This is a genomic window from Rahnella sp. 2050 (assembly GCF_040544515.1).
Classification (GTDB): domain Bacteria; phylum Pseudomonadota; class Gammaproteobacteria; order Enterobacterales; family Enterobacteriaceae; genus Rahnella; species Rahnella aceris.
Genome location: NZ_JBEPKE010000001.1, coordinates 675,288 through 700,049 on the forward strand (window position 1 = coordinate 675,288; position 24,762 = coordinate 700,049).

A 24,762-nucleotide genomic window follows, 5' to 3' on the forward strand; every position below is an offset into this window, starting at 1 on the left:
ATGTGGTTTTAGGGCGAGGTTAAGCGCGCGCCATGTGCCTGACCGATTTGTGCCGTAGAAACGTGCATAAAAAGTGTCAGAGAATGGCTGAGATGTTAGGGGGGAATTGATGAGCGGTGGTAGCCACCGCTCAGAACGACTTACTGCTACCCAACTATCTCAAACTGCGTGCTTGACCTGTTCGTCCAGCTCTTGAGATGTTATATCGGCAACCTGCGGGGAAAGTTTACGTTTTTTTACTGCTCGGGACGGGGGCTGGCAAAGACTGCAAACAAACCCGTGGCGGGGTTGGTGTGCATGGGTAATAAATGAGCCATCACAGCAGTTACACGCTGAAAGCTGCAACATGCCGCTGTCGACAAAACGTACTAACGTCCAGGCACGGGTCAGCGCAAGGATCGGCGCTTCCCCCGGCTGCTCAGGACACTGTTCCAGATATAAACGATAAGCCTTGATCACCGCCTCCACGCCATTACAGTGGCCGCTCTTTAGCAGGAAAGAGTAAGCGTTGTAAAACATGGAGGAATGGATGTTCTGTTCCCAGGTCATGAACCAGTCAGTAGAGAACGGCAACATGCCTTTCGGGGGAGGACTTCCTCGCAACTCTTTGTACAATTTAATCAGTCGGCCACGACTTAATTGCGTTTCGCTTTCCAGCATCTGCAATCTGGCACCCAGCGTAATCAGTTCCATAGCCAGCTGAATGTCCCGTGCTTCCTGAACAATACTTTTTTCTGCTGGCTTGGTTGACGCATCTTTACCAGACATAGCTACGCCCTTTTCTTCATCGCGCCGCTTTCTTTCGCGGCCAGGCCTTTCAGCAGATGGCTGGACAACAAGATACCGGTATGGATTTGTTGTAAGTCATCCACCCGCGATTCCTGGGTCAAGCGTTCAATTGTCTTGCTGTCATCAAAGCGGAACTGACACAAAAGCTGGTTCGTTTCAGCTAACTTCACCATCTGAGGCAGCGTCAGCTGTCTCAGGGTATCTGCCATAACGTCATCGATCCCCAGGCGAAACATCGCTGAGGCCTTTTCGTCGTTAATCAAACGCTGCGCCAACAGTAAATATGACAGGTTGATATCATATATGTGCTTAAGCAATTCGGACATTCTGTTCTACCCCATTACCGATGCCGTTTTTTTAAGACGGCGGATTGATAGACATATTCCATGCAGCAAGAGTTTTACCCGGCGTGACAGGAGTATTTTTTACTATCAAAACAATTGGATCATTGGCTGATTAATAAATCTCACGATGATTATTAGATTTATCCCGCGGTATTTACTTCACCGCCAATACAAAGTTGTTCCTGATGTAAACTAAATTAATTGTGACAATTGCACTGCTAAGTAATCGAAAAACACTTTAGTTTTGGTGTACTGGCAGAGTCCGTTGCTGTGATGGCGCCTCATTCAGTGAAACGCTTTTACATACATTATTAGGAATAATCTTACTACGCTGCAACTCTAACCCCGTTTCCTTTATACATACAATCTTACCGTTGACGAATTTTGAATAAAGTGTGATAGAGATCACACTTTATAACTTTATTTTGCTTCTGAAAGTGCAATTTATCGTAAAAATCTGCGCATTTTTAAGCCAAAAGTAAAAAAGCGTCTAAAAAGCTCTCTTCAGACAGCCTTTTTTAGCCTTTTTTAGATCAATTTGTACAAAGGCCAACCAAAGCCAAATGAACAGCACAGATAATAATTAATAACTTCTCATGCAGCTATTTATGCTGGAAATTTCAAATAGCATGATCATTGTGCTAAATACACTCAACCCAGTCAGCACAAGGGTTTTCGGGGAGTTGTCCTAATGGTTTGTGAGGAAATTAAGCGCGAATTGTTCTTAAACCGTGAGCAAGCACGCGGTTTAAGAAATAAAAAGACAATTATTGTAATAATTTATGACCGGACACGCGGAAACATCCAGCAACAAGGCCGGATTGATAAGAAGAAGTGATGGAATGGCATAGTGGTGCCGAACTTAACCTATCGGCAACTGTTCAGGAAAACTTTAATCATTGTGCTTAAAAAAGTGCTTTATACCGCGCAATAGCAAATAAAAAACGCACGACTAGGAATTTTATTACCAAACCAGCATCTGTCGCCAGTTTCACCTGCAGATTGGCGATTAAAACGCATTTTTAACTACGCTGTCAGAAGAATATTAGACAGCAAGCTTAAAAAATGTACCGCCATTAAACCGGCTAATTAAACGGAAGGATAAAATAGGCGTTGCAGGATAAATGAATAGTTTCCTGCACATGAGAAAGGGGTTTTCCGAACGTTAATGCAGCAGACACTTAACAACCTGCCGAAATTTCCGGCAGGTCATAACGTGAAATTATCTACACCGCGTTTGGTGATTAAAAAGGCATGGTTCGCGGATCAGGATGCTGATATTCAAAGCCAAGTTCTTTGCAGATTCGCTCACCATCGACGATTTTGCCCTTCTGTGCTGAAGCTTGTTCAGCAAAAGTCGGCGGCTCCAGCCCCATCTGTCTGGCCAGCGCCGGATAAAACTCCGCTTTGGCAGGATGAGCAGGTGCGCACAGGTTATACGTATGGCCGCCTTTCGGCAGACTGAGTAACAACGCAATCGCGGCAATCACATCATCCTGATGCACCAGGTTGACACCATGCTGACCGCCTTTCACCTGAGTTTTTCCGGCCATAAAACGTCCCGGATGGCGATCGCCGCCGACCAGACCGGCCAGACGCAGTACATCGACAGACGTATTGGGTAAACCATGGAGCCAGTTTTCGAGTTCTTTGAGCACCTTTCCGCTGGTCGTGACCGGTTCAAGCGGCGACCCCTCACGCACCACACCCTCTCCTTCGCCGTAAACAGATGTCGAGCTGGTGAAAATAATGCGTTTGACGTTATGCGCCAGCGCGCTGTCGGTTAACAGCTGTACCGCCTGGAAGTACAGTTCGCTGCCGTCCACCGTCCGGCGCGCAGGCAAGGTAATGATCAGCGCATCGACATTCAGCAACTGATCGAGATCTTCCGCCACACATTCCATCTGCGGCGTAAACACCAGCGGGAAACACTCGATCCCCACGGCTCTGGCGGCATCTACCCCATCCGGCGTGGTTTTACTGCCGACCACCTGATAACCTTTTGAAGCCAGCGCCATCGCCAGTGGCATTCCCAGCCAGCCCAGTCCGATAATCGAAACCTTCTTCATACTTCGCTCCGTTGTTTCATTGGCATGTGGCATCACATCACCCACTGCTGATACTGCTTCCTTTATACTAGCAAATGTCACCTTTTCCCGGTTCAGCCTGCGTAAGGTTTTCTCTGCCTCTGTTAACAGATCATTCATTTATTCGATGAAAACCCTGCTGCAGATAAGAAAAACTCATCATCGGAAAAAAAGGTTGCGCTGTTACCGCCCGATAGTTTAGTTTTATTGGCAGCGAATTTGATATGTGTGGCGAATGATTCAAATCTGAATCACGCGGCATATAAATGAACATACTGAGAAACTGACATGACAAACGTTCTGATTAACCACCGTCATCACCATCACCCTGACTAGTCTTTCAGGCGATTGGTGCTGGGAGACTGTTTAGATCTTCCAGTGGCGCAGAACGCAGAGATAGCCCCCGGAAGATTTCTTCCGGGGGCTTTTTTTTTGGCCTGACGGATTGAAGTTAACGCCTTTAAACAAACGATTTTTACGATAAATAATTAAGAAACTGAGGTCATCATGCTGGATAAAACACGTTTACGGATAGCAATGCAAAAGTCGGGTCGCCTGAGCGATGAATCACGCGAACTGCTGGCCCGCTGCGGGATCAAAATCAACCTGCAGGAACAGCGTCTGATCGCCTTCGCAGAAAACATGCCGATCGACATTTTGCGCGTGCGTGATGACGATATCCCGGGGCTGGTGATGGACGGTGTGGTGGATCTGGGCATCATCGGTGAAAACGTGCTGGAAGAAGAGTTGCTGAGCCGCCGCGCCCAGGGCGAAGACCCGCGTTATTTCACCCTGCGTCGTCTGGATTTTGGCGGTTGCCGTCTGTCACTGGCGACGCCACTGGACACGGAGTATACCGGTCCGCAAAGCCTGCAAAACGCCCGCATCGCCACCTCGTATCCGCACCTGCTCAAGCAATATCTCGATAAAAAAGGCGTCGATTTCAAATCCTGCCTGCTGAACGGTTCTGTGGAAGTCGCCCCGCGCGCCGGTTTGTCGGATGCGATTTGTGACCTGGTCTCTACCGGCGCCACGCTCGAAGCCAACGGCCTGCGTGAAGTGGAAGTGATTTATCGCTCCAAAGCCTGTCTTATCCAGCGCGACGGCGAAATGCCACAAGAGAAACAACTGCTGATCGACAAAATGATGACCCGTATTCAGGGCGTTATTCAGGCACGCGAATCCAAGTACATTATGTTGCACGCGCCAAGTGAGCGTCTTGATGAGATCGTTGCCCTGCTGCCGGGCGCTGAGCGTCCGACCATTCTGCCGCTGGCAGGCGATCAGCAACGTGTGGCCATGCACATGGTCAGCAGCGAAACCCTGTTCTGGGAAACGATGGAGAAACTGAAAGCGCTCGGCGCCAGCTCCATTCTGGTTCTGCCAATCGAAAAAATGATGGAGTAAGCCATGAAGCCTGACGCGTTCACTACCCCGATTGACTGGCAGCAATGCGACGAACAACAGCGTCGCGAGCTGCTGACACGCCCGGCAATTTCGGCGTCTGACCGTATTACCGAATCTGTCAGTGAAATCCTGCGCCGCGTGCGCAGTGAAGGTGACAGTGCGCTGCGCGAGTTTTGCGCCCGCTTTGATAAAACTGAAGTCCGGGAATTGCGCGTCACTGCACAGCAAATCGGGGCAGCGGCCGCGCGTTTAGGTGAGGACGTTAAACAGGCGATGGCACATGCCGTGCGCAATATCGATACCTTTCATCAGGCACAAAAACTGGCTGTGGTGGATATCGAAACCCAGCCCGGCGTACGTTGCCAGCAACTGACCCGCCCTATTCAGTCCGTGGGTCTGTATATTCCGGGCGGTTCTGCGCCGCTGGTGTCCACCGTATTAATGTTAGCGACCCCGGCGCGTATTGCCGGATGCCAGAAAGTGGTGCTGTGTTCTCCGCCGCCGATTGCCGATGAAATTCTGTATGCCGCTCAACTGTGTGGCGTGGAAGAGGTGTATCAGCTTGGCGGTGCGCAGGCAATTGCCGCGCTGGCCTTTGGCACCGAAACCGTGCCGCGTGTGGCGAAAATCTTCGGGCCGGGCAATGCCTACGTCACCGAAGCCAAGCGTCAGGTTAGTCAGAGCCTGGACGGCGCGGCAATCGATATGCCAGCCGGGCCTTCAGAAGTGCTGGTGATTGCCGACAGTGGCGCGACACCTGACTTTGTCGCCTCTGATTTGCTTTCTCAGGCAGAACACGGCCCCGATTCTCAGGTGATTTTGCTGACGCCGGATTTGAAAATGGCGCAGGCGGTTGGTGAAGCCGTTGAACGCCAGTTGCAGACATTATCCCGCAGCGAGATTGCCCGTCAGGCACTGGCAAGCAGCCGTCTGATTGTGGCGAAAGACATCGCGCAGTGTATCGAAATCAGCAATGCGTACGGTCCGGAGCACCTGATCCTGCAAACCCGTGAGCCGGAGCAACTGGTCGACAGTATCACCAGCGCCGGTTCAGTATTTCTCGGTGACTGGTCACCGGAATCCGCAGGCGATTACGCTTCCGGCACCAACCACGTCTTGCCGACTTACGGTTACACGGCCACCTGTTCCAGCCTCGGTCTGGCAGATTTCCAGAAACGCATGACCGTTCAGCAGTTAACGCCTGAAGGTTTGCTCGGTCTGGCAACTACCATCGAAACCCTGGCGCAGGCTGAGCAACTGACCGCACACAAAAATGCCGTGACTTTGCGCGTTAACGCTTTAAAGGAGCAACGCTGATGAGCAATGAAAACACCCTCAGCGTTCAGGCGCTGGCACGTAAGAATGTGCAGGAACTGACCCCGTATCAGTCCGCACGTCGTCTCGGCGGCAACGGTGATGTGTGGCTTAACGCTAACGAATACGCCATCGCGCCACAGTTTGAACTGACGCAGCAGACCTTTAACCGTTATCCGGAATGTCAGCCTGCGCTGGTCATCAACCGTTACGCAGCTTATGCGGGTGTTGACCCGGAACAGGTGCTGGTCAGCCGTGGCGCAGACGAAGGCATTGAACTGTTGATCCGCGCATTCTGTGAACCGGGCAAAGACGCTATTCTTTATTGCCCGCCGACTTACGGCATGTACAGCGTCAGCGCCGAGACAATTGGCGTGGAAGGCCGCACCGTGGCCGCAAAAGCCGACTGGTCTTTGGATCTCCCGGCCATTGAAGCCGCGCTGGATGGCGTGAAACTGGTTTATGTGTGCAGCCCGAATAATCCGACCGGCAATATCATCGATCCGCAAGAGATACGTGCTGTGCTGGAAATGACCCGCGGACGCGCCATTGTCGCAGTCGATGAGGCTTATATCGAATTCTGCCCACAGGCGACAGTGTCGGGTTGGTTGCAGGAATATCCGCACCTGGCGATTTTGCGCACGCTGTCCAAAGCGTTTGCCCTCGCCGGTTTGCGCTGCGGCTTCACGCTCGCCAACAGCGACCTGATTGGTTTATTAATGAAAGTGATCGCGCCTTATCCTTTATCTACGCCTGTAGCCGATATCGCTGCACAGGCGCTGAGCCCGGAAGGGCTGGCGATAATGCGTCAGCGGGTGACTGAAGTGACGGAAAACCGCGCGTGGTTGCGGGAAGAACTGGAAAAATGCGCCTGTGTTGAAGAGGTTTTTGCCAGCGACACTAACTACGTCCTCGTCCGCTTCTACGCTTCAAGTGCCGTCTTTAAAAACCTCTGGGATCAGGGCATTATCCTGCGTGACCAGAACAAGCAACCGGGACTTTCCGGCTGCCTGCGGATCACAATCGGTACCCGGGAAGAACTGCAACGGGTGATCACCGCCCTGCAGCCTTTACCTGGCGCTACCGCATCCACTCTTAATGATAATCAAAATAGCCCCCGCAAGGAGCACATGTGAGCCAGAGTCCGTTATTGCAAAAAACACTGTTCATCGACCGCGACGGTACCCTGATTTCCGAGCCACCTGAAGATTTTCAGGTCGACCGTCTGGACAAACTGGCCCTCGAGCCGGGCGTCATTCCGGCACTCTTAGCGCTGCAAAATGCCGGTTTTAAACTGGTGATGATCACCAATCAGGACGGTCTGGGCACCGCCAGTTTCCCGCAGGAAACCTTCGACCCGCCGCACAACCTGATGATGCAGATCCTGACCTCACAGGGCATCGTTTTCGACGAGGTGCTGATTTGTCCGCACCTGCCAGCCGATCACTGCGATTGCCGTAAACCAAAAACCAAACTGGTGGCGGGTTATCTGGAAAGCGGCGTGCTGGACACGGCAAACAGTTATGTGATTGGCGACCGTGACACTGATATCCAGCTGGCGGCCAATATGGGTATCGCCGGGCTGCGTTATCAGCGCGATACGCTGAACTGGGCGACGATTGCAGAGCAACTGACTCAACGTGACCGCCATGCAAAAGTTAACCGCGTAACGCGGGAAACGGCCATTGATGTGGATGTCTGGCTGGATCGCGAAGGTGAAAGCAAAATCCGTACCGGTGTCGGTTTCTTCGACCATATGCTGGATCAGATCGCTACGCACGGCGGTTTTCGTATGAACATCGAAGTGAAAGGCGATTTATATATCGACGATCACCACACGGTGGAAGATACCGCACTGGCGCTGGGCGAAGCGCTGAACAAAGCGCTGGGCGATAAACGTGGCATTGGCCGTTTCGGATTCGTACTGCCAATGGATGAATGTCTGGCTCGCTGTGCACTGGATATCTCCGGGCGTCCGCACCTGGAATACAAAGCTGAATTTAACTATCAGCGCGTCGGCGACCTGAGCACGGAAATGGTCGAACACTTCTTCCGTTCACTGTCTTATGCGATGGCCTGTACCCTGCACTTGCGTACTAAAGGCAAGAACGATCACCACCGTGTTGAGAGCCTGTTCAAAGCCTTTGGCCGCACACTGCGCCAGGCAATTCGTGTGGATGGCAACACCCTGCCGAGCTCGAAAGGAGTGCTGTGATGAATGTCGTTATCCTTGATACCGGCTGTGCCAACCTCTCTTCCGTGAAATATGCAGTTCAGCGTCTGGGCTATGAGCCCACGGTGAGCCGTGAACCGGAGATTGTGTTGCAGGCTGACAAATTGTTTTTACCGGGCGTCGGCACGGCGCAGGCGGCGATGGAACAGCTCGAACAGCGTGAGCTTATTGACCTGATCAAAGCCTGCACCCAACCGGTGCTGGGCATTTGTCTGGGTATGCAACTGCTGGCTTCATCGAGCGAAGAAAATGGCGGTATCGATACACTGGGTATTATTGAGACGCCGGTGCAGCGCATGCCAGACCTTGGTTTGCCGCTGCCACATATGGGCTGGAATCAGGTCACCGCCAACGCCGACAGCCATTTATTCCGCGGCATTGATGAAAATGCTTACTTCTATTTCGTCCACGGATTTGCCATGCCGGTATGCGAAAACACGGTCGCTCAGACACTTTACGGCGAGCCCTTCAGCGCCGCCGTACAAAAAGACAACTTCTTCGGCGTGCAGTTTCATCCCGAACGTTCCGGTGCCGCGGGCGCACAGTTGCTGAAAAACTTTCTGGAGATGTAAACAGCATGATTATTCCCGCTTTGGATTTGATCGAAGGCAGCGTGGTGCGTTTGCATCAGGGCGATTACGGTCAGCAACGTGACTACGGCAATGATCCGTTACCGCGTTTGCAGGATTATCAGCAGCAAGGTGCGCAAGTTCTGCACCTTGTCGATTTAACCGGCGCGAAAGATCCGGCTGCACGCCAGATCCCTTTGCTGACGAAATTACTGGCCGGTGTTTCCGTGCCGGTGCAGGTCGGTGGCGGCATCCGTAATGAGCAGGACGTTGAAGCACTGCTTAACGCTGGCGCAACCCGCGTGGTGGTCGGTTCGACTGCAGTGAAAGATCCGGCGACCGTGCAGGGCTGGTTCAGCCGTTTCGGCGCGGATGCGCTGGTGCTGGCACTGGATGTACGCATCGATGCCGAAGGTACCAAAAAGGTGGCCATCAGCGGCTGGCAGGAAAACTCCAATGCCACGCTGGAACAGGTCGTCGAGCAATATCTGCCGTTCGGCCTGAAACATGTGCTGTGCACCGATATTTCCCGTGACGGCACGCTGGCCGGTTCCAACGTCGAACTTTATCGTGAAGTGACAGCGCGTTATCCGCAGGTGGCGTTTCAGGCTTCAGGCGGTATCGGCTCACTGGATGATATCGCTGCATTGCGTGACAGCGGTGTGGAAGGCGTGATTGTCGGGCGCGCATTGCTCGACGGTAAATTTAATGTGACGGAGGCAATTTCATGCTGGCAAAACGGATAATCCCCTGCCTCGACGTTAAAGACGGTCAGGTCGTCAAAGGAATACAGTTCCGCAATCACGAAATCATCGGCGATATCGTACCGCTGGCGCAGCGCTATGCGCAGGAAGGCGCGGACGAACTGGTATTCTACGACATCACCGCCTCAAGCGACGGCCGCGTAGTGGATAAAAGCTGGGTATCGCGCGTGGCTGAAGTTATTGATATCCCTTTCTGCGTGGCGGGTGGCATTAAGAGCCTTGAAGATGCCAGCCAGATTTTGCAGTTTGGTGCAGATAAGATTTCTATTAATTCCCCTGCCCTGGCGGATCCGACACTGATCACCCGCCTTGCCGACAGGTATGGTGTACAGTGTATCGTCGTGGGTATCGATACGTGGCACGATACAGAGACGGGAACTTATCAGGTTCATCAGTTTACCGGTGATGAAGCGCGTACTAAGATCACCACCTGGCAGACTATCGACTGGGTGAAGGAAGTGCAGGAACGCGGCGCAGGTGAAATTGTGCTGAATATGATGAATCAGGACGGCGTGCGTAACGGATATGACCTTGAGCAACTGAAGATGATCCGCGAAGTGTGTCATGTTCCGCTGATCGCTTCGGGCGGCGCGGGGACCATGTCACACTTCCTTGACGCCTTCCGCGAAGCACAGGTCGACGGCGCACTGGCCGCCTCCGTGTTCCACAAACAAATTATTAATATTGGCGAGCTGAAAAGCTACCTGGCCGAAAATGGCGTGGAGATCCGCTTGTGAGTAATCAGGATGTAAAAACCGGTCTGCTGACCGATGAACAGATTAGCCAGCTCGACTGGGAAAAAGTGGATAACCTGATGCCAGCCATCATCCAGCACGCGGTGTCGGGTGAAGTGCTGATGCTCGGATATATGAATCAGGAAGCACTGGGCGTTACGCAGTCTTCCGGCAAGGTAACGTTTTATTCACGCACCAAAGAGCGTCTGTGGACCAAAGGCGAAACGTCAGAAAACTATCTGAACGTCGTCAGCATCACCCCGGATTGCGATAACGACACGCTGCTGGTGTTGGTCAATCCGGTTGGCCCGACCTGCCATAAAGGCAATAACAGCTGCTTCCACCCTGCTGAAACCGACTGGGCGTTTCTGTATCAGCTCGAAGAACTGCTCGCCTCGCGCAAAACCGCCGATCCGGAAAGCTCGTATACCGCCAAACTTTACGCCAGCGGTACCAAACGCATCGCACAAAAAGTCGGTGAAGAAGGCGTTGAAACTGCGCTGGCCGCCACCGTCAACGACCGCTTTGAACTGAAAAACGAAGCCTCAGATCTCATTTATCACCTGCTGGTATTGCTGCAGGATCAGGATCTGAACCTGAGTGCGGTCATTGAGAATCTGCGTCAGCGTCATAAGAAATAACGTCGAAAATTCAAAAGTAAAAGTTCAGACGTAAAAAAGCCGCCTTTGCTGATGCATTGGCGGCTTTTTTTGTCTCGACGTGACAACACCGGCACGCTTAACACGTGCCGGTCAGGCAATTAATCCAACCATTCGGTATGGAATACGCCATCTTTGTCGGTACGTTTGTAAGTATGCGCACCGAAGTAGTCACGCTGTGCCTGGATCAGGTTGGCGGGCAGAACCGCAGAACGGTAGCTGTCGTAGTAGTTGATCGCAGCAGAGAAGGTTGGCGTCGGGATACCGTTCTGAACGGCATAAGACACGACATCACGCAGCGCTTGCTGATATTCATCAGCAATGTTTTTGAAGTACGGAGCCAGCAGCAGGTTAGCGATAGAGGCATTTTCAGCATACGCATCGGTAATTTTCTGCAGGAACTGTGCACGAATAATACAACCCGCACGGAAAATCTTCGCGATTTCACCGTAGTTCAGATCCCAGTTGTTCTCATCTGATGCGGCTTTCAGCTGTGAGAAGCCTTGCGCGTAAGAAACGAGTTTGCCCAGATACAGAGCACGACGCACTTTCTCGATGAACTCCGCTTTGTCGCCAGAGAAAGGTTTCACCGCCGGGCCGGACAGTACTTTAGAAGCCGCAACACGCTGGTCTTTCAGGGAAGACAAGTAACGGGCAAACACAGACTCGGTGATCAGCGTCAGTGGTTCGCCCAGATCCAGTGAGCTCTGGCTGGTCCATTTACCGGTGCCCTTGTTCGCTGCTTCATCCAGGATCACATCGACCAGGTATTTACCTTCTTCGTCTTTCTTAGTGAAGATGTCTTTGGTGATGTCGATCAGGTAGCTGCTCAGCTCGCCTTTGTTCCAGTCAGCAAAGGTGGTCGCCAGCTCTTCGTTGCTCAGGTTCAGGGACTGCTTCAGCAGAGAATACGCTTCTGCGATCAGCTGCATGTCGCCGTATTCGATACCGTTGTGAACCATTTTGACGTAGTGACCGGCACCATCTGCACCGATGTAAGCCACACAAGCGTCGCCATCCTCAGCGCGGGCTGCGATTTTTTCAAGAATAGGTGCTACCAGCGCGTAGGCTTCTTTCTGACCGCCAGGCATGATAGACGGGCCTTTCAGTGCGCCCTCTTCACCGCCGGAAACGCCGGTACCGATGAAGTTGAAACCTTGCTCGGACAGTTCGCGGTTACGGCGAATGGTGTCTTTGTAATAGGTGTTACCGCCATCGATCAGGATGTCGCCTTTATCCAGGTGCGGAGTCAGGGATGCGATGGTTTTATCAGTTGCTTCACCGGCTTTCACCATCAGCAAGATACGACGAGGTTTTTCCAGCGAGTCAACAAACTCTTCGACGGTGTAGTGCGGAACCAGATTTTTACCCGGATTTTCAGCGATGACTTCATCAGTCTTGTCGCCTGAACGGTTAAAAATGGAAACGGAATAACCACGGCTTTCAATGTTAAGCGCGAGGTTACGGCCCATGACCGCCATACCGACAACGCCGATCTGTTGTTTGGACATTAGCAACTCCTGTCTGAAATAGTTGATCGCCCAGTTTTTAGTCTAAACCCCTGTAAACAGTGAGTTTAACTGCACTGAGCCATACAAATGAACACAAGCATTGTACATGAGAATGGCGAAGGGTGAACCTATTGCAGCCATAACAATATTCTGATCGCACATGCCAGCAATCCCCTGCTTCGCCCTTCTCAGAGGCCAGCTTTACTTTACCGGTAACATGTGGGGAATGCAGGTAAAAAAGAGCTAAAGTGACAGCGAAAGTTTTGTTGCCTCTATCAAGCCGCTTAGAGCAGCGTTTCTGTACGATTGGCATATAAAGTTACCTCCTCCAATTGGGGCTGCGACAAGTTAGATTTATCTGAGGGGATAAACCAACATAAGGCATGTATCCTTTAGCCCAACTTTGGGGTTAAAATTACCGGCTAAGGGTAAAGTGTTGTCTATTAAGACCCCCTATAGTAGAAGCATAATGAGGTTTTTATGAGTTATGAGGTAGTTGCCTAATGCAATCTTTCAACGCGTCCCCCCGAGAATTCGTGGCAAGCGCTGTACGCAACCGAGCATTAATTTATAACCTGGTCAAAAGGGAAGTTGTTGGGCGATATAAAGGCTCAATGCTGGGTATACTTTGGTCGTTTTTTAACCCTGTATTTATGCTGGCCGTTTATACCTTCGTTTTTAGTGTCGTATTTAATGCGAGATGGGCAGGTGGTGGTCAGTCAAAAACAGAATTTGCACTTATACTGTTTGCAGGGCTAATAGTTTTCAATTTATTTGCAGACTGTTTCAATCGTGCGCCGGGTCTGGTACTTGCTAATGCTAACTATGTTAAAAAAGTTGTTTTCCCTTTAGAAATCCTTCCTTGGGTGTCGGTCGGTTCAGCACTATTTCATGCAATGATCAGCATCATCGTCTGGGTCATCTTCTACATTTTCGTCGTCGGAGTTCCGCATTTAACTATTCTGTTACTCCCGATAACAATTATTCCATTAGTTCTGCTTTCTGTTGGTGTGAGCTGGGCTCTGGCATCCCTGGGTGTTTATTTACGCGACGTTTCACAACTTGTTGCGGTACTGACGACAGTCCTGATGTTTTTATCGCCAATTTTCTTCCCTATTGAAGCATTGCCGGAACATTATCGTCCTTTATTGAAGATGAATCCGCTGGCACCCGCTATCGCTGAAATGCGCGACGTTCTGTACTTCGGTGGGATCCCAAAGATCAGTTCTTTCTGCATTTATTTTGCAGCTTGTAGCCTGGTAGCCTGGCTCGGTTTTGCATGGTTCCAAAAAACAAGAAAGGGGTTTGCCGATGTCTTGTAATTCCATCGATTCTTCGATAGACGTTAAGGCTGCAGATATTGATGTCCGCACAGAAGAAATTGCTATTAGTGTCGAAGGTCTGGGGAAATGTTATCAAATTTATGAAAAACCCCGGGATCGCCTCCTACAAATATTTTTTCGTGGTCGCAAAAACTTCTTTAGAGAATTTTGGGCATTACGGGATGTTTCCTTTAAAGTACGCAAAGGGGAAACTGTAGGGATTATTGGCCGCAATGGTTCAGGTAAATCCACACTCCTTCAGATGATTTGTGGAACATTAAACCCAACGGTTGGTAATGTCACTGTTCAGGGCAAGGTCGCTGCCCTTTTAGAATTGGGGGCAGGTTTTAACCCCGAATTTACCGGGCGTGACAACGTCTACATGGCGGCCTCGCTCTATGGCTTAAGTCGTGAAGAAGTGACGAAACGATTCCATTTAATTGAAACATTTGCAGATATTGGCGAGCATATCGATCAGCCAGTCAAAAATTATTCAAGCGGAATGTATGTACGACTTGCGTTTGCTGTCATTGCGCATGTGGATGCTGACATCCTGGTTATTGATGAAGCACTTGCCGTTGGTGATGCAGTATTTACGCAAAAATGTATGCGTTTTATTCGTAAATTTAAAGAAACGGGTACACTGATTTTTGTCAGCCACGACATGAACTCGGTACTGAATCTTTGTCAGGATGCCGTATGGCTTCATAAAGGTGATTTAGTAAAAACGGGATCAGCCAAAGAAATCGCAGAAGATTACCTGCAGTACACATTGCAGGAAGTCTACGGTGAGGATGCCAAACTCCAGGCATTAGCGGAATCGACCGGAAATGCCAATCAGGCTCTTGACGAAGCCTTCGAAGCTAATGAGCCAATACTTCTCGATTACGAAAGTAAAATTAAGGTTACGGATAATCTGAGTCAAGCGAATGGCTGGAAAAGTGGTGCCGGAGAGATTACCGCTGTCGAACTGACCACTTATAACAATGAAACGAAAACGGTGTATCAGGGTGGAGAATCCGTCAAGTTGGTGATCAAAGCCAAAGTTGAAACCCATTTTGACCGCCCTATTCTGGGTTTTATTGTCAAAGACAGATTAGGTCAGGATTTATTTGGTGAGAATACTCTCCCTTTCACCAACTTACATCCAAAAGAAATTGAACCTGGGCAGAATATTGAGGGAGAATTTAAATTTAAACTCCCCATGCTGCCTAACGGTCAATATGTCGTCATGGCATCACTTGCTAATGGTGATATTCACGATCATGTTCAGCACCATTTCCTGCATGATGCCCTTATTATAAATGTCTCTTCAAGCAAAGTTCGCTGGGGACTGGTTGGTATTAATTTTTCAAAAGTTGATCTGAGAGCCATAGTATGAAAAAACTTTACGATTTGTACGAAGAAAGCACAGGTAAAATTTCAGATAAATGGAATATTTATTTTGATGCTTACGATAACATCATGGCTCCCTATCGTAATAAAGCAGTCACCATGCTTGAGATTGGTGTTCAGAACGGCGGATCTCTTGAAGCCTGGTCAAACTATTTCCCTCATGCTGAAAAAATTATTGGTTGTGATATCGACGAGTTATGCGGAAATTTAGAATATACCGATCCTCGCATTAGCGTTTTTGTGGGAGACGCCACCTCCGAGAGCACCAGTAAAAAAATTATCAATTTCCAACCTGAACTCGATATTGTTATCGATGATGGCTCGCATACATCACCTGATATTATTCGTGCCTTTTGTAAATATTTCGGCACCATTAGGAATGGCGGTGTGTTTATTGCTGAGGACCTGCATTGTAGTTACTGGGAGAATTACGAAGGGGGTATCTACCATCCCTATTCTTCCATTTCGTTCTTCAAAAGACTTGTCGATATCATCAATCATGAGCACTGGGGAGTTGATAAAGCATCCGGAAGCGTACTTGATGAATTTAAAGAGCACTATCAAGTTGAAATCGATGACGAAATTTTATCAAAAATTCATTCTGTCGAATTTATAAACTCTATCTGCGTCATCCGCAAAAAAGAACATGAACAGAACATTCTGGGTGAGCGATACATTGCCGGGGAGGAAGAGTCCGTTGTTGTGGGTAACAAGAACTACCACAAAACTCTTCTTAACTCCCCCCCTCAGAATGACAATATCTGGTCTACCATGCTGCATTCTCCTGCTGCCCAGTGGCTTGAGATGAACGAAAGCTTAGCCAGTCTGACAACAGAGCATGAGCAGAGCCTGCATGAATTAGAACAGCTCAAAGCAGAGAACAGTAAGGTTCAGGAAAAATGTATGCAAGTCCTGGCTGATAATGTGGATTTGCATCATTTACTCGACAAGGCCAATTCAACGACGAGCCATTTACAAAACCGTGCATCTCAACTCGAAAGCCGAGTCATTGATTTAGAAAAACAAATTAATGAAATCTGGAAATCGAAAAGCTGGAAGATAACCAAGCCTATTCGTTGGTTCTTCATTAGCCTGCGCAGAGCAAAATTACTTTCTCGTCTAATTGGTCCATCTATTAAACGAGGTGGCGGCGTATCCAGCACATTCAGAAAAGCAGTCGGAGTTTATCGCCGAGATGGACTTATGGGGATCCGCAGACGCTTACGCTCAGTTGCGCATCACCTGCCCTCTGAAAACTTTATTCACCCGACTTACCCTATTTTAAAAGAACAGATCACGTTACCCGCCGAAAAGATTTTAGTGCCGCGGGTACTAATCATTGGGGAACTCAGTATTCCTCAATGCAAAAAATATCGTGTACTTCAAAAACAAGAAATGTTCCGCCAAAGAGGATATGAGTGCAATATTCTAGACTGGAATGATATCGCCGGGGCTTTCGAAGCATTACAGCGGCATTCCGTGGTCATTTTCTACCGAGTTCCAGGCTTCGAAAGTGTCATGCATGTGATTGCCGAAGCGAAGAGACTGAACATTAAGACTTACTGGGACGTTGATGACCTAATTTTTGATGAAGAGATACTGAGAAACAGTAAAACGCTTCAGGGCCTTGATCCTACTGTTTTAAAAGATCTCATCAATGGTGCAACACTTTATCGGAGCACTATGTTGGCCTGCGATGGTGGTATCGCCTCGACTCCCGGCCTGGCAAAAGCAATGCAGGAAGCCGGAGTAAAAGATGTTGTAATCATCGAAAATGCGCTTGATCACCAAACTATGGTGACGGCCGATGAGATCAATAATTCAGCAATAAGTTCAACTAAGTCAGATGAATATGTACGTATAGTTTACGGTTCAGGAACTAATACACATAATATTGATTTTGAAGAAGCGGCACCGGCTATTGCAGTAATTTTGGCAAAATATCCTAATGTGAAATTTAGAGTGATCGGTCAACTGGATTTACCCGATTATTTATCAAAACATATCTCACAGGTAGAATTTTTCCCTACCTGTACATATGAAGAGTATTTGGTGCTACTCTCTGAATGCGATATCAGTATTGCACCACTGGAAAATTATATTTTCAACGATTCAAAAAGCAATATCAAATATATTGAAGCCTCATCACTTCATATACCATCAATATGTTCACCGCGCTCTGCATTTACTCAGGCCATCATGCATGAAAAAAATGGTTATCTTTGCAACAGTGAATCTGAATGGATCATGGCATTCAGTTCATTAATTGAAGATAAACAAAAACGTATTGAAATAGGTGAAAGAGCCTATCAAAATGTAATGTCTCACTATTCACCAGTGAGTATTGCACAAGATCAAGTTCAACCTTTTATTGACCATATTTTTAGTGAAAAAAGACGACAAACAATTCTTTCCGTGAACTGTTATTATTCCCCACGTTCATTCGGTGGTGCAACGATAGTTGCTCAGGAAATTAACAAAGAGCTTCGTAATAACGGAACAATTGTACATGTGGTCACTGCATTTTCTGACCGCGACGTAGCATCGTACCAATGTAAGCGCTATGAAACTGATGGAATGAATGCATTTGGCATTGGCATTCCGGATAATTTAAGCTCAAGAGAAAGCTTTGATAACCTAAATATCACGTCGGTATTTGAAGATATTGTAAAGGTCACTAAACCAGATATTGTTCATTTCCATTGTATTCAGGGAATGGGTGTCAGCATGTTAGACATATGTAATCAATTTAATGTTCCATATGTTGTTACCCTTCATGACGCATGGTGGCTCAGCACAAACCAGTTTATGATTGACACAAATGGCGTTTATGTCGGTCAGGCGATGATTGATGCTGAGCGTGAGACTGGAAACATTGCTAATAAGCATTTCAATTTCCTTAGGGATTCGCGGGTAAGAGGAACTCTCAATGCAGCAGCAGCCATATTATCACCAAGCAAATATTTTGCCGATTTCCATATTGCCAATGGCTTTAAAGATGTCATTATTAATAAAAATGGCATCCTGAAGCCTAAAAGCACCAAGCATGTACGCTCAGGTAACACACTAAGATTTGGCTACGTTGGCGGTAATACTGAAGTTAAAGGTTTCCACCTTATCCGCAAGGCATTCACTAAGCTTTCAGATAAAGACATCAGCCTTAGCATTGTCGATAATACAACAAATCTTGGGTATTCCTCTTTCACGGAGTCTGAGCTTGATTTCTTCGACAATACTATTCTTGTTCCTGGATATACTCAGCAAAATATTGACGATTTCTTCTCCAATATTGATGTATTACTTTTCCCTACTCAATGGAAGGAAAGTTTTGGCCTAACGGTTAGAGAAGCGTTAATCCGTAATGTCTGGGTCATCGTCACGGATGCTGGTGGTGTGACTGAAGACATTATTGAGGGGGAAAATGGTTTTATCATACCTCTTCAGGATAAAGGTGAAGCTCTATATGCAGCCATTAATAAAACAGTTGCTATCTATTCAGAGCGCTATGCGCAAGGTGAAGTTGTATTGCCGAGCAATACAATTACTACCTTTGAACAACAAGCAGTCGAATTACAGCATATTTTTGATAAAATATTAAGCACTAAAATTCCTGACTAAGTTTATCTAGCATTTAAAACAGATAAAGCCAACAATTGTTGGCTTTATCATTTGAATAAGTAATACACGTCAATGTCTGCGATTTAAGAAACCATCTTTAATAGCTCGTAAAAAGCTATGTAGGTATTCTCTCTTTTTACTCTTTTGGGTAAGAATCAAAATAACCTGATGTATAAAATTGAAAATAAACTCACGAACGACCATCAGTTTAGGTACATGCTTCATTCGTAACAAAAAGAAAGCATTACGTACACGATAATATCTTCTGAATGGCGAATGTACGGGAATATTGAACATGAAAAATCTAACGATCTTATCGCCAATAGAATGTGTCATACGGGCAGAGGTCCCTACATAAATAGTGTATCCTTGGCTAGTTGCTCTCAAACACCATTCCGTATCGACATAATCAATAAAAAGTGATTCATTCATATAGCCTATCTGACGTATAGCGTCGATAGGTATCATTGACCCTGACGAAATAATCAGTGATGTTGCAAAAGGGGCACTATAATTTTCAGGATTTATTTTTTTACGTAAACCAAACCGATTAATATCAATAACTTTATAGTAAAAACCATGCCTGGAATCCGTAAACACTGGTCCTATAGTCGCTATTTTGGAGTCATATTGTCTGACTCTCAAAAAATCTTGTGTCAGCGCTCGGATGTAATTCTCATCAATTTTACTGTCCTGATCAAAGAATACGATGTACTCAGCGCCCTTTTCTTCTGCCTTTCTGATACCTATATTTTGTGCTGCCGCAATCCCAAGGTTTTTTTCAAGCTCAATAAAGACGCAAATCTCGCGTAAGTTTGCAAATTTTTCACGGCCCAGACTGCCATTATCCACGACGATAGATTCGACACCCTGTCTTTTGAGTGAATCAATGAGATGCATGAGGTCATTAATTATCGGTTGATAAGAGACAATAACGGCAGCCGGTTTTATTTTTTCACACAACATGCATCACTTCCCTATTTCCCAGCAACCAAAACCGTCAGGTATGACGTGACTCATTTCTTTGTACACACCGGGAGCGCGGACAGGCAAGTTTTATTGACTTCTTTTCTTTTCCTGTCAAAAATCCAACCCCATTTATTAAAATAAAGGATCGAAGATTTAATATGACACATTAATAAAGATGTATTTTTGTATGACCCCTTACCAAACTCATGAATGATTTCTTTACCTGAACAATACATTATTTCAGTATGGTCCAGCGCTCGTCGACATAGATCAACATCTTCAAGATACATAAAGTACCTTTCGTCAAAACCTTTGAGCTTTATTAATAAATCAGAAGAAATTAGCATAAAACAACCCGAAACCGAAGGGACAGAAAAGTTCCTGCTAAAATCGGCATCTTGTATTTCATATCGCTGATCCATTTTCTTCGCTAACGACGGCATGAAACGTCTTAAAAAGAGATTCAGCGGAGTCGGCAAGAGTTTACAGCTATATTGCTTGGAGCCATCTGAATAACGGATTGGAGGAGAAACAAATTTGTAGCCATGACAACGGCACTCTTCCAATAAATAAGAAACAACGCCCTCATTAAAATATACGTCGGGATTACAGATTAAAAAGTACTCACACTGAGGTAGAAACTCCGCCATTGCCTGGTTATGCCCGTGGCCAAAGCCACAGTTTTTGTTGGATTTAAGAACTATAATACGCGGATTGTTAAGGGAAAATGCCCAGCCGCAACCACCATTGTCAACTAATACAATCTTGGCTATCTGCGGCTCACGAAGCAGAGAATTGATAGTACGCTCAATCTGGGCATAGGTATGATTGAATAAGACGATCGAGGCAATGACGTCTGATTTCACTAAGTCAGCAACCATGATTTACACTTCCTATCCCCTGATATGTGAGGGGATTTTATATTCAATCAAAAACAGAAATGATTTTTAACACTGATATTTAATTGAGGCAGGCTGAACCAACCTCAATTACCCGTCCGACGTTTATGCACTGACTTCATTCAATATTTTAGGGATAATCGTTTCCAGTTGTTTCTTCCAGTTTCCTGGTGCAATACCTGCAGCATTCAGTTTATTGGTATTCATGACTGAATAACGCGGACGAGCAGCCGGTGTTGGATACTCTTCAGTAGTAATCGAAGATAATGCCGGTATCCGGGGATATGAACCTGAAGCATGCGCAGTGGCGAAGATACTCAGGGCAAACTGATACCAGCTAACGCTTTCATCGCCACTATAGTGATATAAACCCGGCTTGAAATTAGGTATCGACAGTATTTCGATAATAGCCTGAGCCAGATCACCCGCATAAGTTGGACAACCGTACTGATCACCGACAATACTCAAAGCATCGCGTTGAGCGCCGAGGCGAAGCATTGTTTTAACAAAATTATTACCATATTCGCTAAATACCCACGATGTGCGGATCACAATCCCTTTAGGTGATTGTAAAACTTCCAGTTCACCAGCCCGCTTTGTCACCCCATAGACACTTTTAGGGTCACAGTTGTCTGATTCACTGTAGGCAATTTTACTTTCACCATTAAACACGTAATCCGTTGAAACATGGATGAAAGGAATATTGAGCTTACCGGCCTGGCTTGCCAGATTCTTGACAGCCTGACAGTTAATGGCAAAGGCGGCATCGTAATCAGATTCAGCTTTATCTACAGCGGTATAAGCTGCCGCATTAACAATGGCATCAGGCTTGAAACTATCAATAACTTTTTGAACTGCAACAAGGTCGGTAATATCAAGTTGCTTTCTGTCAGTGGCTAATATTTCCAATGATTCGCCAGCGCGATCACTAAAACAGCGCCCCAGTTGCCCCTCTGCTCCCGTCAGCAAGACTCTCATTTGAAAAGCTCTCCGAACGATTTACCTTTACCATCTTTTTCCGAAAGTAATGGGCTTTCAACAGGCCATTTTACCCCGACTTCAGGATCGTTCCAGATCAAACATCCTTCATTGCGAGGATCATAGTAATCAGTGCATTTATACTCAAAATCGGCGAAGTCTGAAATCACCACAAAGCCATGGGCAAGACCGGGTGGTACCCACAGCTGATTCTTATTGTCTTCCGAAAGATATACACCTACCCACTTACCGAAAGTTGCGGACTCTGGACGGATATCAACCACAACATCAAATACTTCACCACGGACAACACGAACCAACTTGCCCTGCGGTTTAGACGTTTGAAAATGTAAGCCACGAAGAACGTTTTTCGATGAACGGGAGTGGTTATCCTGAACAAAATCCAGATCGATTTCTAACATTTCCTTGTAGCGATTTTGCTGAAATGTTTCCAAAAAGAATCCGCGATCATCACCGAAAACTTTAGGTTCTACTAATTTTACGCCAATAACTTCTGTGTCAATAACATTCATTTTTATAGCTCACTCGTTATGCAATTATCCAACGACACGTTACCTTTGCTGTATAAACGGTTGTTGATGCCGTTCTTACAAATTCCATTTATGAAGCATTCAGCCATTCCCATTTTCTAAAAAATCGTACCACAAATGCCTATTGCGGCTCACTCAGAATCTGGCTAAAAGTTCATTTCTCGGCTAACTGTATCTTTACTATACGGTTCGTTGCTTACAAACTCATCCGCAATTTGCAATACACTGACCAGCAGAGCACCGTGACCGATAATGAGACAGCCCCCCCTCTCTGAAACCAAGTTTTTGCTGCAAATTGGACAATTCCTACAAGAACCCTGAGTCACAAGTAATATGATACCTGTCCAGTTCTGGCAGAAGATTTTGTGTGTGTGCCCCCCACAACAGCAGGGTACTTTTCAAACAGACCGTTGATATATTTTAGTTAAATATAGCTTGCAGAAATATTTAGCATGAAAATGCAGGAATCACCTGATTATAGCTGCGCTTACACTAACTCTGCGCTACGCTATGTTCTTATTCGCGACAAAAGCGAAATAGCTGATTTTTTGGGCATGTGAAAAAGCTAACACTTAATAAATGAGTACGTATATATGAAAATTTTGATCACCGGTGGTGCCGGTTTCATCGGTTCAGCAGTTGTTCGTCACATTATTGATAATACAAAGGATAGTGTCCTGGTTGTCGATAGCCTCACATACGCGGGCAATCTTGAGTCACTCCTTCCCGTATCATCTGATCCCCGCTATCAGTTTGCGCAGGCAAATATTTGTGATCGCACAGAACTGGATACTCTTTTTACTGACTTCCAACCGGATGCTGTTATGCATCTTGCTGCTGAAAGCCATGTTGATCGCTCGATTGATGGCCCGGCAGCCTTCATCGAAACCAACATTGTTGGCACTTATGTGCTTCTGGAAGCAGCCCGACATTTTTGGCTTTCTCTGCCTGAAGAGGAAAAATCGGCTTTCCGCTTCCATCATATTTCAACGGATGAGGTGTATGGCGATTTGCACGGCACAACGGATCTTTTCACTGAAACGACGCCGTATGCGCCAAGCAGTCCCTACTCTGCATCTAAGGCCTCCAGCGATCATTTAGTGCGAGCCTGGCAGCGCACTTACGGCTTCCCTACTATTGTGACAAATTGTTCGAATAATTACGGTCCTTATCATTTCCCGGAAAAACTCATTCCACTCATCATTCTTAACGCACTTTCAGGTAAAGCATTACCGGTATACGGTGATGGCGCACAGGTGCGCGACTGGCTGTATGTTGAAGATCATGCCCGTGCACTTTATAAAGTGGTTACCGAGGGTGTCGTAGGCGAAACCTATAACATTGGTGGTCACAATGAGCGCAAAAATATTGACGTCGTTAAAACCATTTGTGAGTTGCTCGATGAACTGATTTCCGCAAAACCAAATGGGATCGCCAAGTTCTCCGAACTGATTACATTTGTGAAAGATCGTCCTGGTCACGATATGCGTTACGCCATTGATGCCAGTAAGATCGAGCAAGAGTTAGGCTGGAAACCACAAGAAACTTTCGAAAGCGGAATTCGTAAAACGGTTGAATGGTATCTGAACAATGAAAATTGGTGGCGCCGGGTTCAGGATGGTTCTTATGCCGGTGAACGTCTTGGCTTGACTAACTAATTTTAAGGAGAAGAATCTAGTGAAAGGTATCGTTTTAGCTGGCGGTTCAGGCACACGCTTGTACCCCCTAACCCGCGGTGTATCGAAACAGCTGTTACCGATTTATGATAAACCGATGATTTATTATCCAATATCTGTGCTTATGCTGGCAGGTATTAATGAAATATTGGTGATTTCTACCCCTGAAGATATGCCATCCTTTCAACGCTTACTGGGTGATGGTTCTCAATTCGGCATTAAACTCGAGTATGCAGTACAGCCATCTCCAGACGGCCTTGCCCAGGCATTCATCATCGGTGAAGAGTTTATAAACGGCGAACGTTGTGCACTTGTTCTTGGCGACAATATCTATTTTGGTCAAAGCTTTGGCAAACAGCTTGAAGCCGTTGCTAAACGAGAAACGGGCGCAACAGTCTTCGGCTATCAGGTTCAAGACCCCGAGCGTTTTGGCGTGGTTGAATTTGATAAGGACTTTAAAGCACTTTCCATTGAGGAAAAACCATTAAAACCAAAATCTCAGTGGGCAGTGACCGGACTCTATTTCTATGACAAAAATATCGTTGAAATGGCTAAACAAGTTAAGCCATCTCATCGTGGTGAGCTTGAGATAACGACATTAAACGAAATGTATCTTGAGAAAGGTCAATTGCAAGTGGAGCTTCTGGGCCGAGGTTTTGCGTGGCTCGATACAGGAACACATGATAGCCTGATTGAGGCTTCACAATTCGTCCACACCATTGAGAAACGACAAGGTTTTAAAGTAGCTTGTCTGGAAGAGATTGCGTTTCGTAAAGGATGGTTGAGCAAAGAGCGTGTTGCTGAACAAGCTGCATTAATGAGCAAAACTGCTTATGGCGCGTATCTGACCCAACTACTTAACGAACATAACTGATTATAAATTCAGGCTGATGGGCTAGTCCGGCCTGAATTATTTTCTAAATATCACTTCAGATAAAAAAAA

Annotated in this window: 21 protein-coding genes and 1 other annotated feature; of the genes, 13 read left to right on the plus strand and 8 right to left on the minus strand. The window is 47.0% G+C overall.

Annotated elements, in window-relative coordinates; translation table 11 throughout:
• Positions 1-159: 159 nt before the first annotated feature.
• From flhC to ABIC79_RS03010, 3 genes are all read right to left on the minus strand, one after another.
• Positions 160-768: a flagellar transcriptional regulator FlhC gene (gene flhC / locus ABIC79_RS03000; protein WP_013575091.1), complete on the minus strand. Its 609-nt coding sequence runs from the start codon at positions 766-768 to the stop codon at positions 160-162.
• 2 nt (positions 769-770) lie between these two features.
• Positions 771-1,115, minus strand: coding sequence for a flagellar transcriptional regulator FlhD (gene flhD / locus ABIC79_RS03005; protein WP_013575090.1), 345 nt, complete (start codon positions 1,113-1,115; stop codon positions 771-773).
• Between the two features lie 1,262 nt (positions 1,116-2,377).
• Positions 2,378-3,202 (minus strand): SDR family oxidoreductase, encoded by an 825-nt coding sequence (locus tag ABIC79_RS03010; protein WP_112198259.1) that lies wholly within the window; start codon positions 3,200-3,202, stop codon positions 2,378-2,380.
• 329 nt (positions 3,203-3,531) lie between these two features.
• Positions 3,532-3,653: a sequence feature (His leader region), on the plus strand.
• Positions 3,654-3,727: 74 nt separating this feature from the next.
• On the opposite strand from ABIC79_RS03010, the gene hisG reads away from it, so the two are divergent.
• The 8 genes from hisG to hisIE are packed head-to-tail and all read left to right on the plus strand — an operon-like array spanning position 3,728 to position 10,882.
• Entirely contained in the window at positions 3,728-4,627 is a 900-nt protein-coding gene (hisG, locus tag ABIC79_RS03015) for an ATP phosphoribosyltransferase (protein WP_013575087.1), read from the plus strand.
• A 3-nt stretch (positions 4,628-4,630) separates the two neighbouring features.
• Positions 4,631-5,944, plus strand: a complete 1,314-nt coding sequence (hisD, locus tag ABIC79_RS03020; protein WP_126124767.1) for a histidinol dehydrogenase — start codon at positions 4,631-4,633, stop codon at positions 5,942-5,944.
• Positions 5,944-7,077: a histidinol-phosphate transaminase gene (gene hisC, locus ABIC79_RS03025; protein ID WP_121019428.1), complete on the plus strand. Its 1,134-nt coding sequence runs from the start codon at positions 5,944-5,946 to the stop codon at positions 7,075-7,077. Before hisD ends, hisC begins: the two co-directional genes overlap by 1 nt.
• A 14-nt stretch (positions 7,078-7,091) precedes the next feature.
• Positions 7,092-8,156: a bifunctional histidinol-phosphatase/imidazoleglycerol-phosphate dehydratase HisB gene (gene hisB, locus ABIC79_RS03030; protein ID WP_015689709.1), complete on the plus strand. Its 1,065-nt coding sequence runs from the start codon at positions 7,092-7,094 to the stop codon at positions 8,154-8,156.
• A complete protein-coding gene (gene hisH / locus ABIC79_RS03035; RefSeq protein WP_013575083.1) occupies positions 8,156-8,746 on the plus strand; it encodes an imidazole glycerol phosphate synthase subunit HisH in 591 nt (196 codons plus the stop codon). Before hisB ends, hisH begins: the two co-directional genes overlap by 1 nt.
• A 5-nt stretch (positions 8,747-8,751) precedes the next feature.
• Positions 8,752-9,489, plus strand: coding sequence for a 1-(5-phosphoribosyl)-5-[(5-phosphoribosylamino)methylideneamino]imidazole-4-carboxamide isomerase (gene hisA, locus ABIC79_RS03040; RefSeq protein WP_013575082.1), 738 nt, complete (start codon positions 8,752-8,754; stop codon positions 9,487-9,489).
• Positions 9,471-10,244: an imidazole glycerol phosphate synthase subunit HisF gene (gene hisF, locus ABIC79_RS03045; RefSeq protein WP_015689708.1), complete on the plus strand. Its 774-nt coding sequence runs from the start codon at positions 9,471-9,473 to the stop codon at positions 10,242-10,244. Before hisA ends, hisF begins: the two co-directional genes overlap by 19 nt.
• Before the next feature lie 23 nt (positions 10,245-10,267).
• Positions 10,268-10,882 carry a bifunctional phosphoribosyl-AMP cyclohydrolase/phosphoribosyl-ATP diphosphatase HisIE gene (hisIE, locus tag ABIC79_RS03050; protein ID WP_037034927.1) on the plus strand — a complete coding sequence of 205 codons (615 nt, stop codon included), beginning with the start codon at positions 10,268-10,270 and terminating at the stop codon, positions 10,880-10,882.
• Positions 10,883-11,001: 119 nt separating this feature from the next.
• Here the strand turns inward: hisIE and gnd are convergent, their stop codons facing one another.
• A complete protein-coding gene (gnd, locus tag ABIC79_RS03055) occupies positions 11,002-12,411 on the minus strand; it encodes an NADP-dependent phosphogluconate dehydrogenase (RefSeq protein ID WP_013575079.1) in 1,410 nt (469 codons plus the stop codon).
• A 536-nt stretch (positions 12,412-12,947) separates the two neighbouring features.
• Between gnd and ABIC79_RS03060 the strand changes: the two genes are divergently transcribed.
• From ABIC79_RS03060 to ABIC79_RS03070, 3 genes are read left to right on the plus strand one after another with little or no spacing between them, the layout of a single operon-like run.
• Positions 12,948-13,733: an ABC transporter permease gene (locus ABIC79_RS03060; protein WP_321187225.1), complete on the plus strand. Its 786-nt coding sequence runs from the start codon at positions 12,948-12,950 to the stop codon at positions 13,731-13,733.
• Entirely contained in the window at positions 13,723-15,114 is a 1,392-nt protein-coding gene (locus ABIC79_RS03065; protein ID WP_119261475.1) for an ABC transporter ATP-binding protein, read from the plus strand. The genes ABIC79_RS03060 and ABIC79_RS03065 overlap by 11 nt, the downstream gene beginning before the upstream one ends.
• Positions 15,111-18,746, plus strand: coding sequence for a glycosyltransferase (locus ABIC79_RS03070; RefSeq protein WP_037034863.1), 3,636 nt, complete (start codon positions 15,111-15,113; stop codon positions 18,744-18,746). The genes ABIC79_RS03065 and ABIC79_RS03070 overlap by 4 nt, the downstream gene beginning before the upstream one ends.
• A gap of 69 nt (positions 18,747-18,815) precedes the next feature.
• Here ABIC79_RS03070 and ABIC79_RS03075 read toward each other — a convergent pair whose 3' ends face one another.
• The 4 genes from ABIC79_RS03075 to rfbC form a co-directional block, all read right to left on the minus strand.
• Positions 18,816-19,712: a glycosyltransferase family 2 protein gene (locus ABIC79_RS03075; RefSeq protein WP_037034865.1), complete on the minus strand. Its 897-nt coding sequence runs from the start codon at positions 19,710-19,712 to the stop codon at positions 18,816-18,818.
• 50 nt (positions 19,713-19,762) lie between these two features.
• Positions 19,763-20,596, minus strand: coding sequence for a glycosyltransferase (locus ABIC79_RS03080; RefSeq protein ID WP_037034867.1), 834 nt, complete (start codon positions 20,594-20,596; stop codon positions 19,763-19,765).
• 123 nt (positions 20,597-20,719) lie between these two features.
• Complete coding sequence (rfbD, locus tag ABIC79_RS03085; protein ID WP_119261474.1) at positions 20,720-21,592, minus strand: dTDP-4-dehydrorhamnose reductase; 873 nt, start codon at positions 21,590-21,592, stop codon at positions 20,720-20,722.
• Complete coding sequence (rfbC, locus tag ABIC79_RS03090) at positions 21,589-22,125, minus strand: dTDP-4-dehydrorhamnose 3,5-epimerase (protein ID WP_037034871.1); 537 nt, start codon at positions 22,123-22,125, stop codon at positions 21,589-21,591. Before rfbC ends, rfbD begins: the two co-directional genes overlap by 4 nt.
• Positions 22,126-22,736: 611 nt before the next feature.
• Here rfbC and rfbB point away from each other — a divergent pair.
• A complete protein-coding gene (rfbB, locus tag ABIC79_RS03095; protein WP_119261473.1) occupies positions 22,737-23,801 on the plus strand; it encodes a dTDP-glucose 4,6-dehydratase in 1,065 nt (354 codons plus the stop codon).
• A gap of 19 nt (positions 23,802-23,820) precedes the next feature.
• The gene (gene rfbA, locus ABIC79_RS03100; RefSeq protein ID WP_037034876.1) at positions 23,821-24,693 is read left to right on the plus strand and encodes a glucose-1-phosphate thymidylyltransferase RfbA; all 873 of its coding nucleotides are present in this window, start codon (positions 23,821-23,823) and stop codon (positions 24,691-24,693) included.
• The last annotated feature ends 69 nt before the right edge of the window (positions 24,694-24,762 follow it).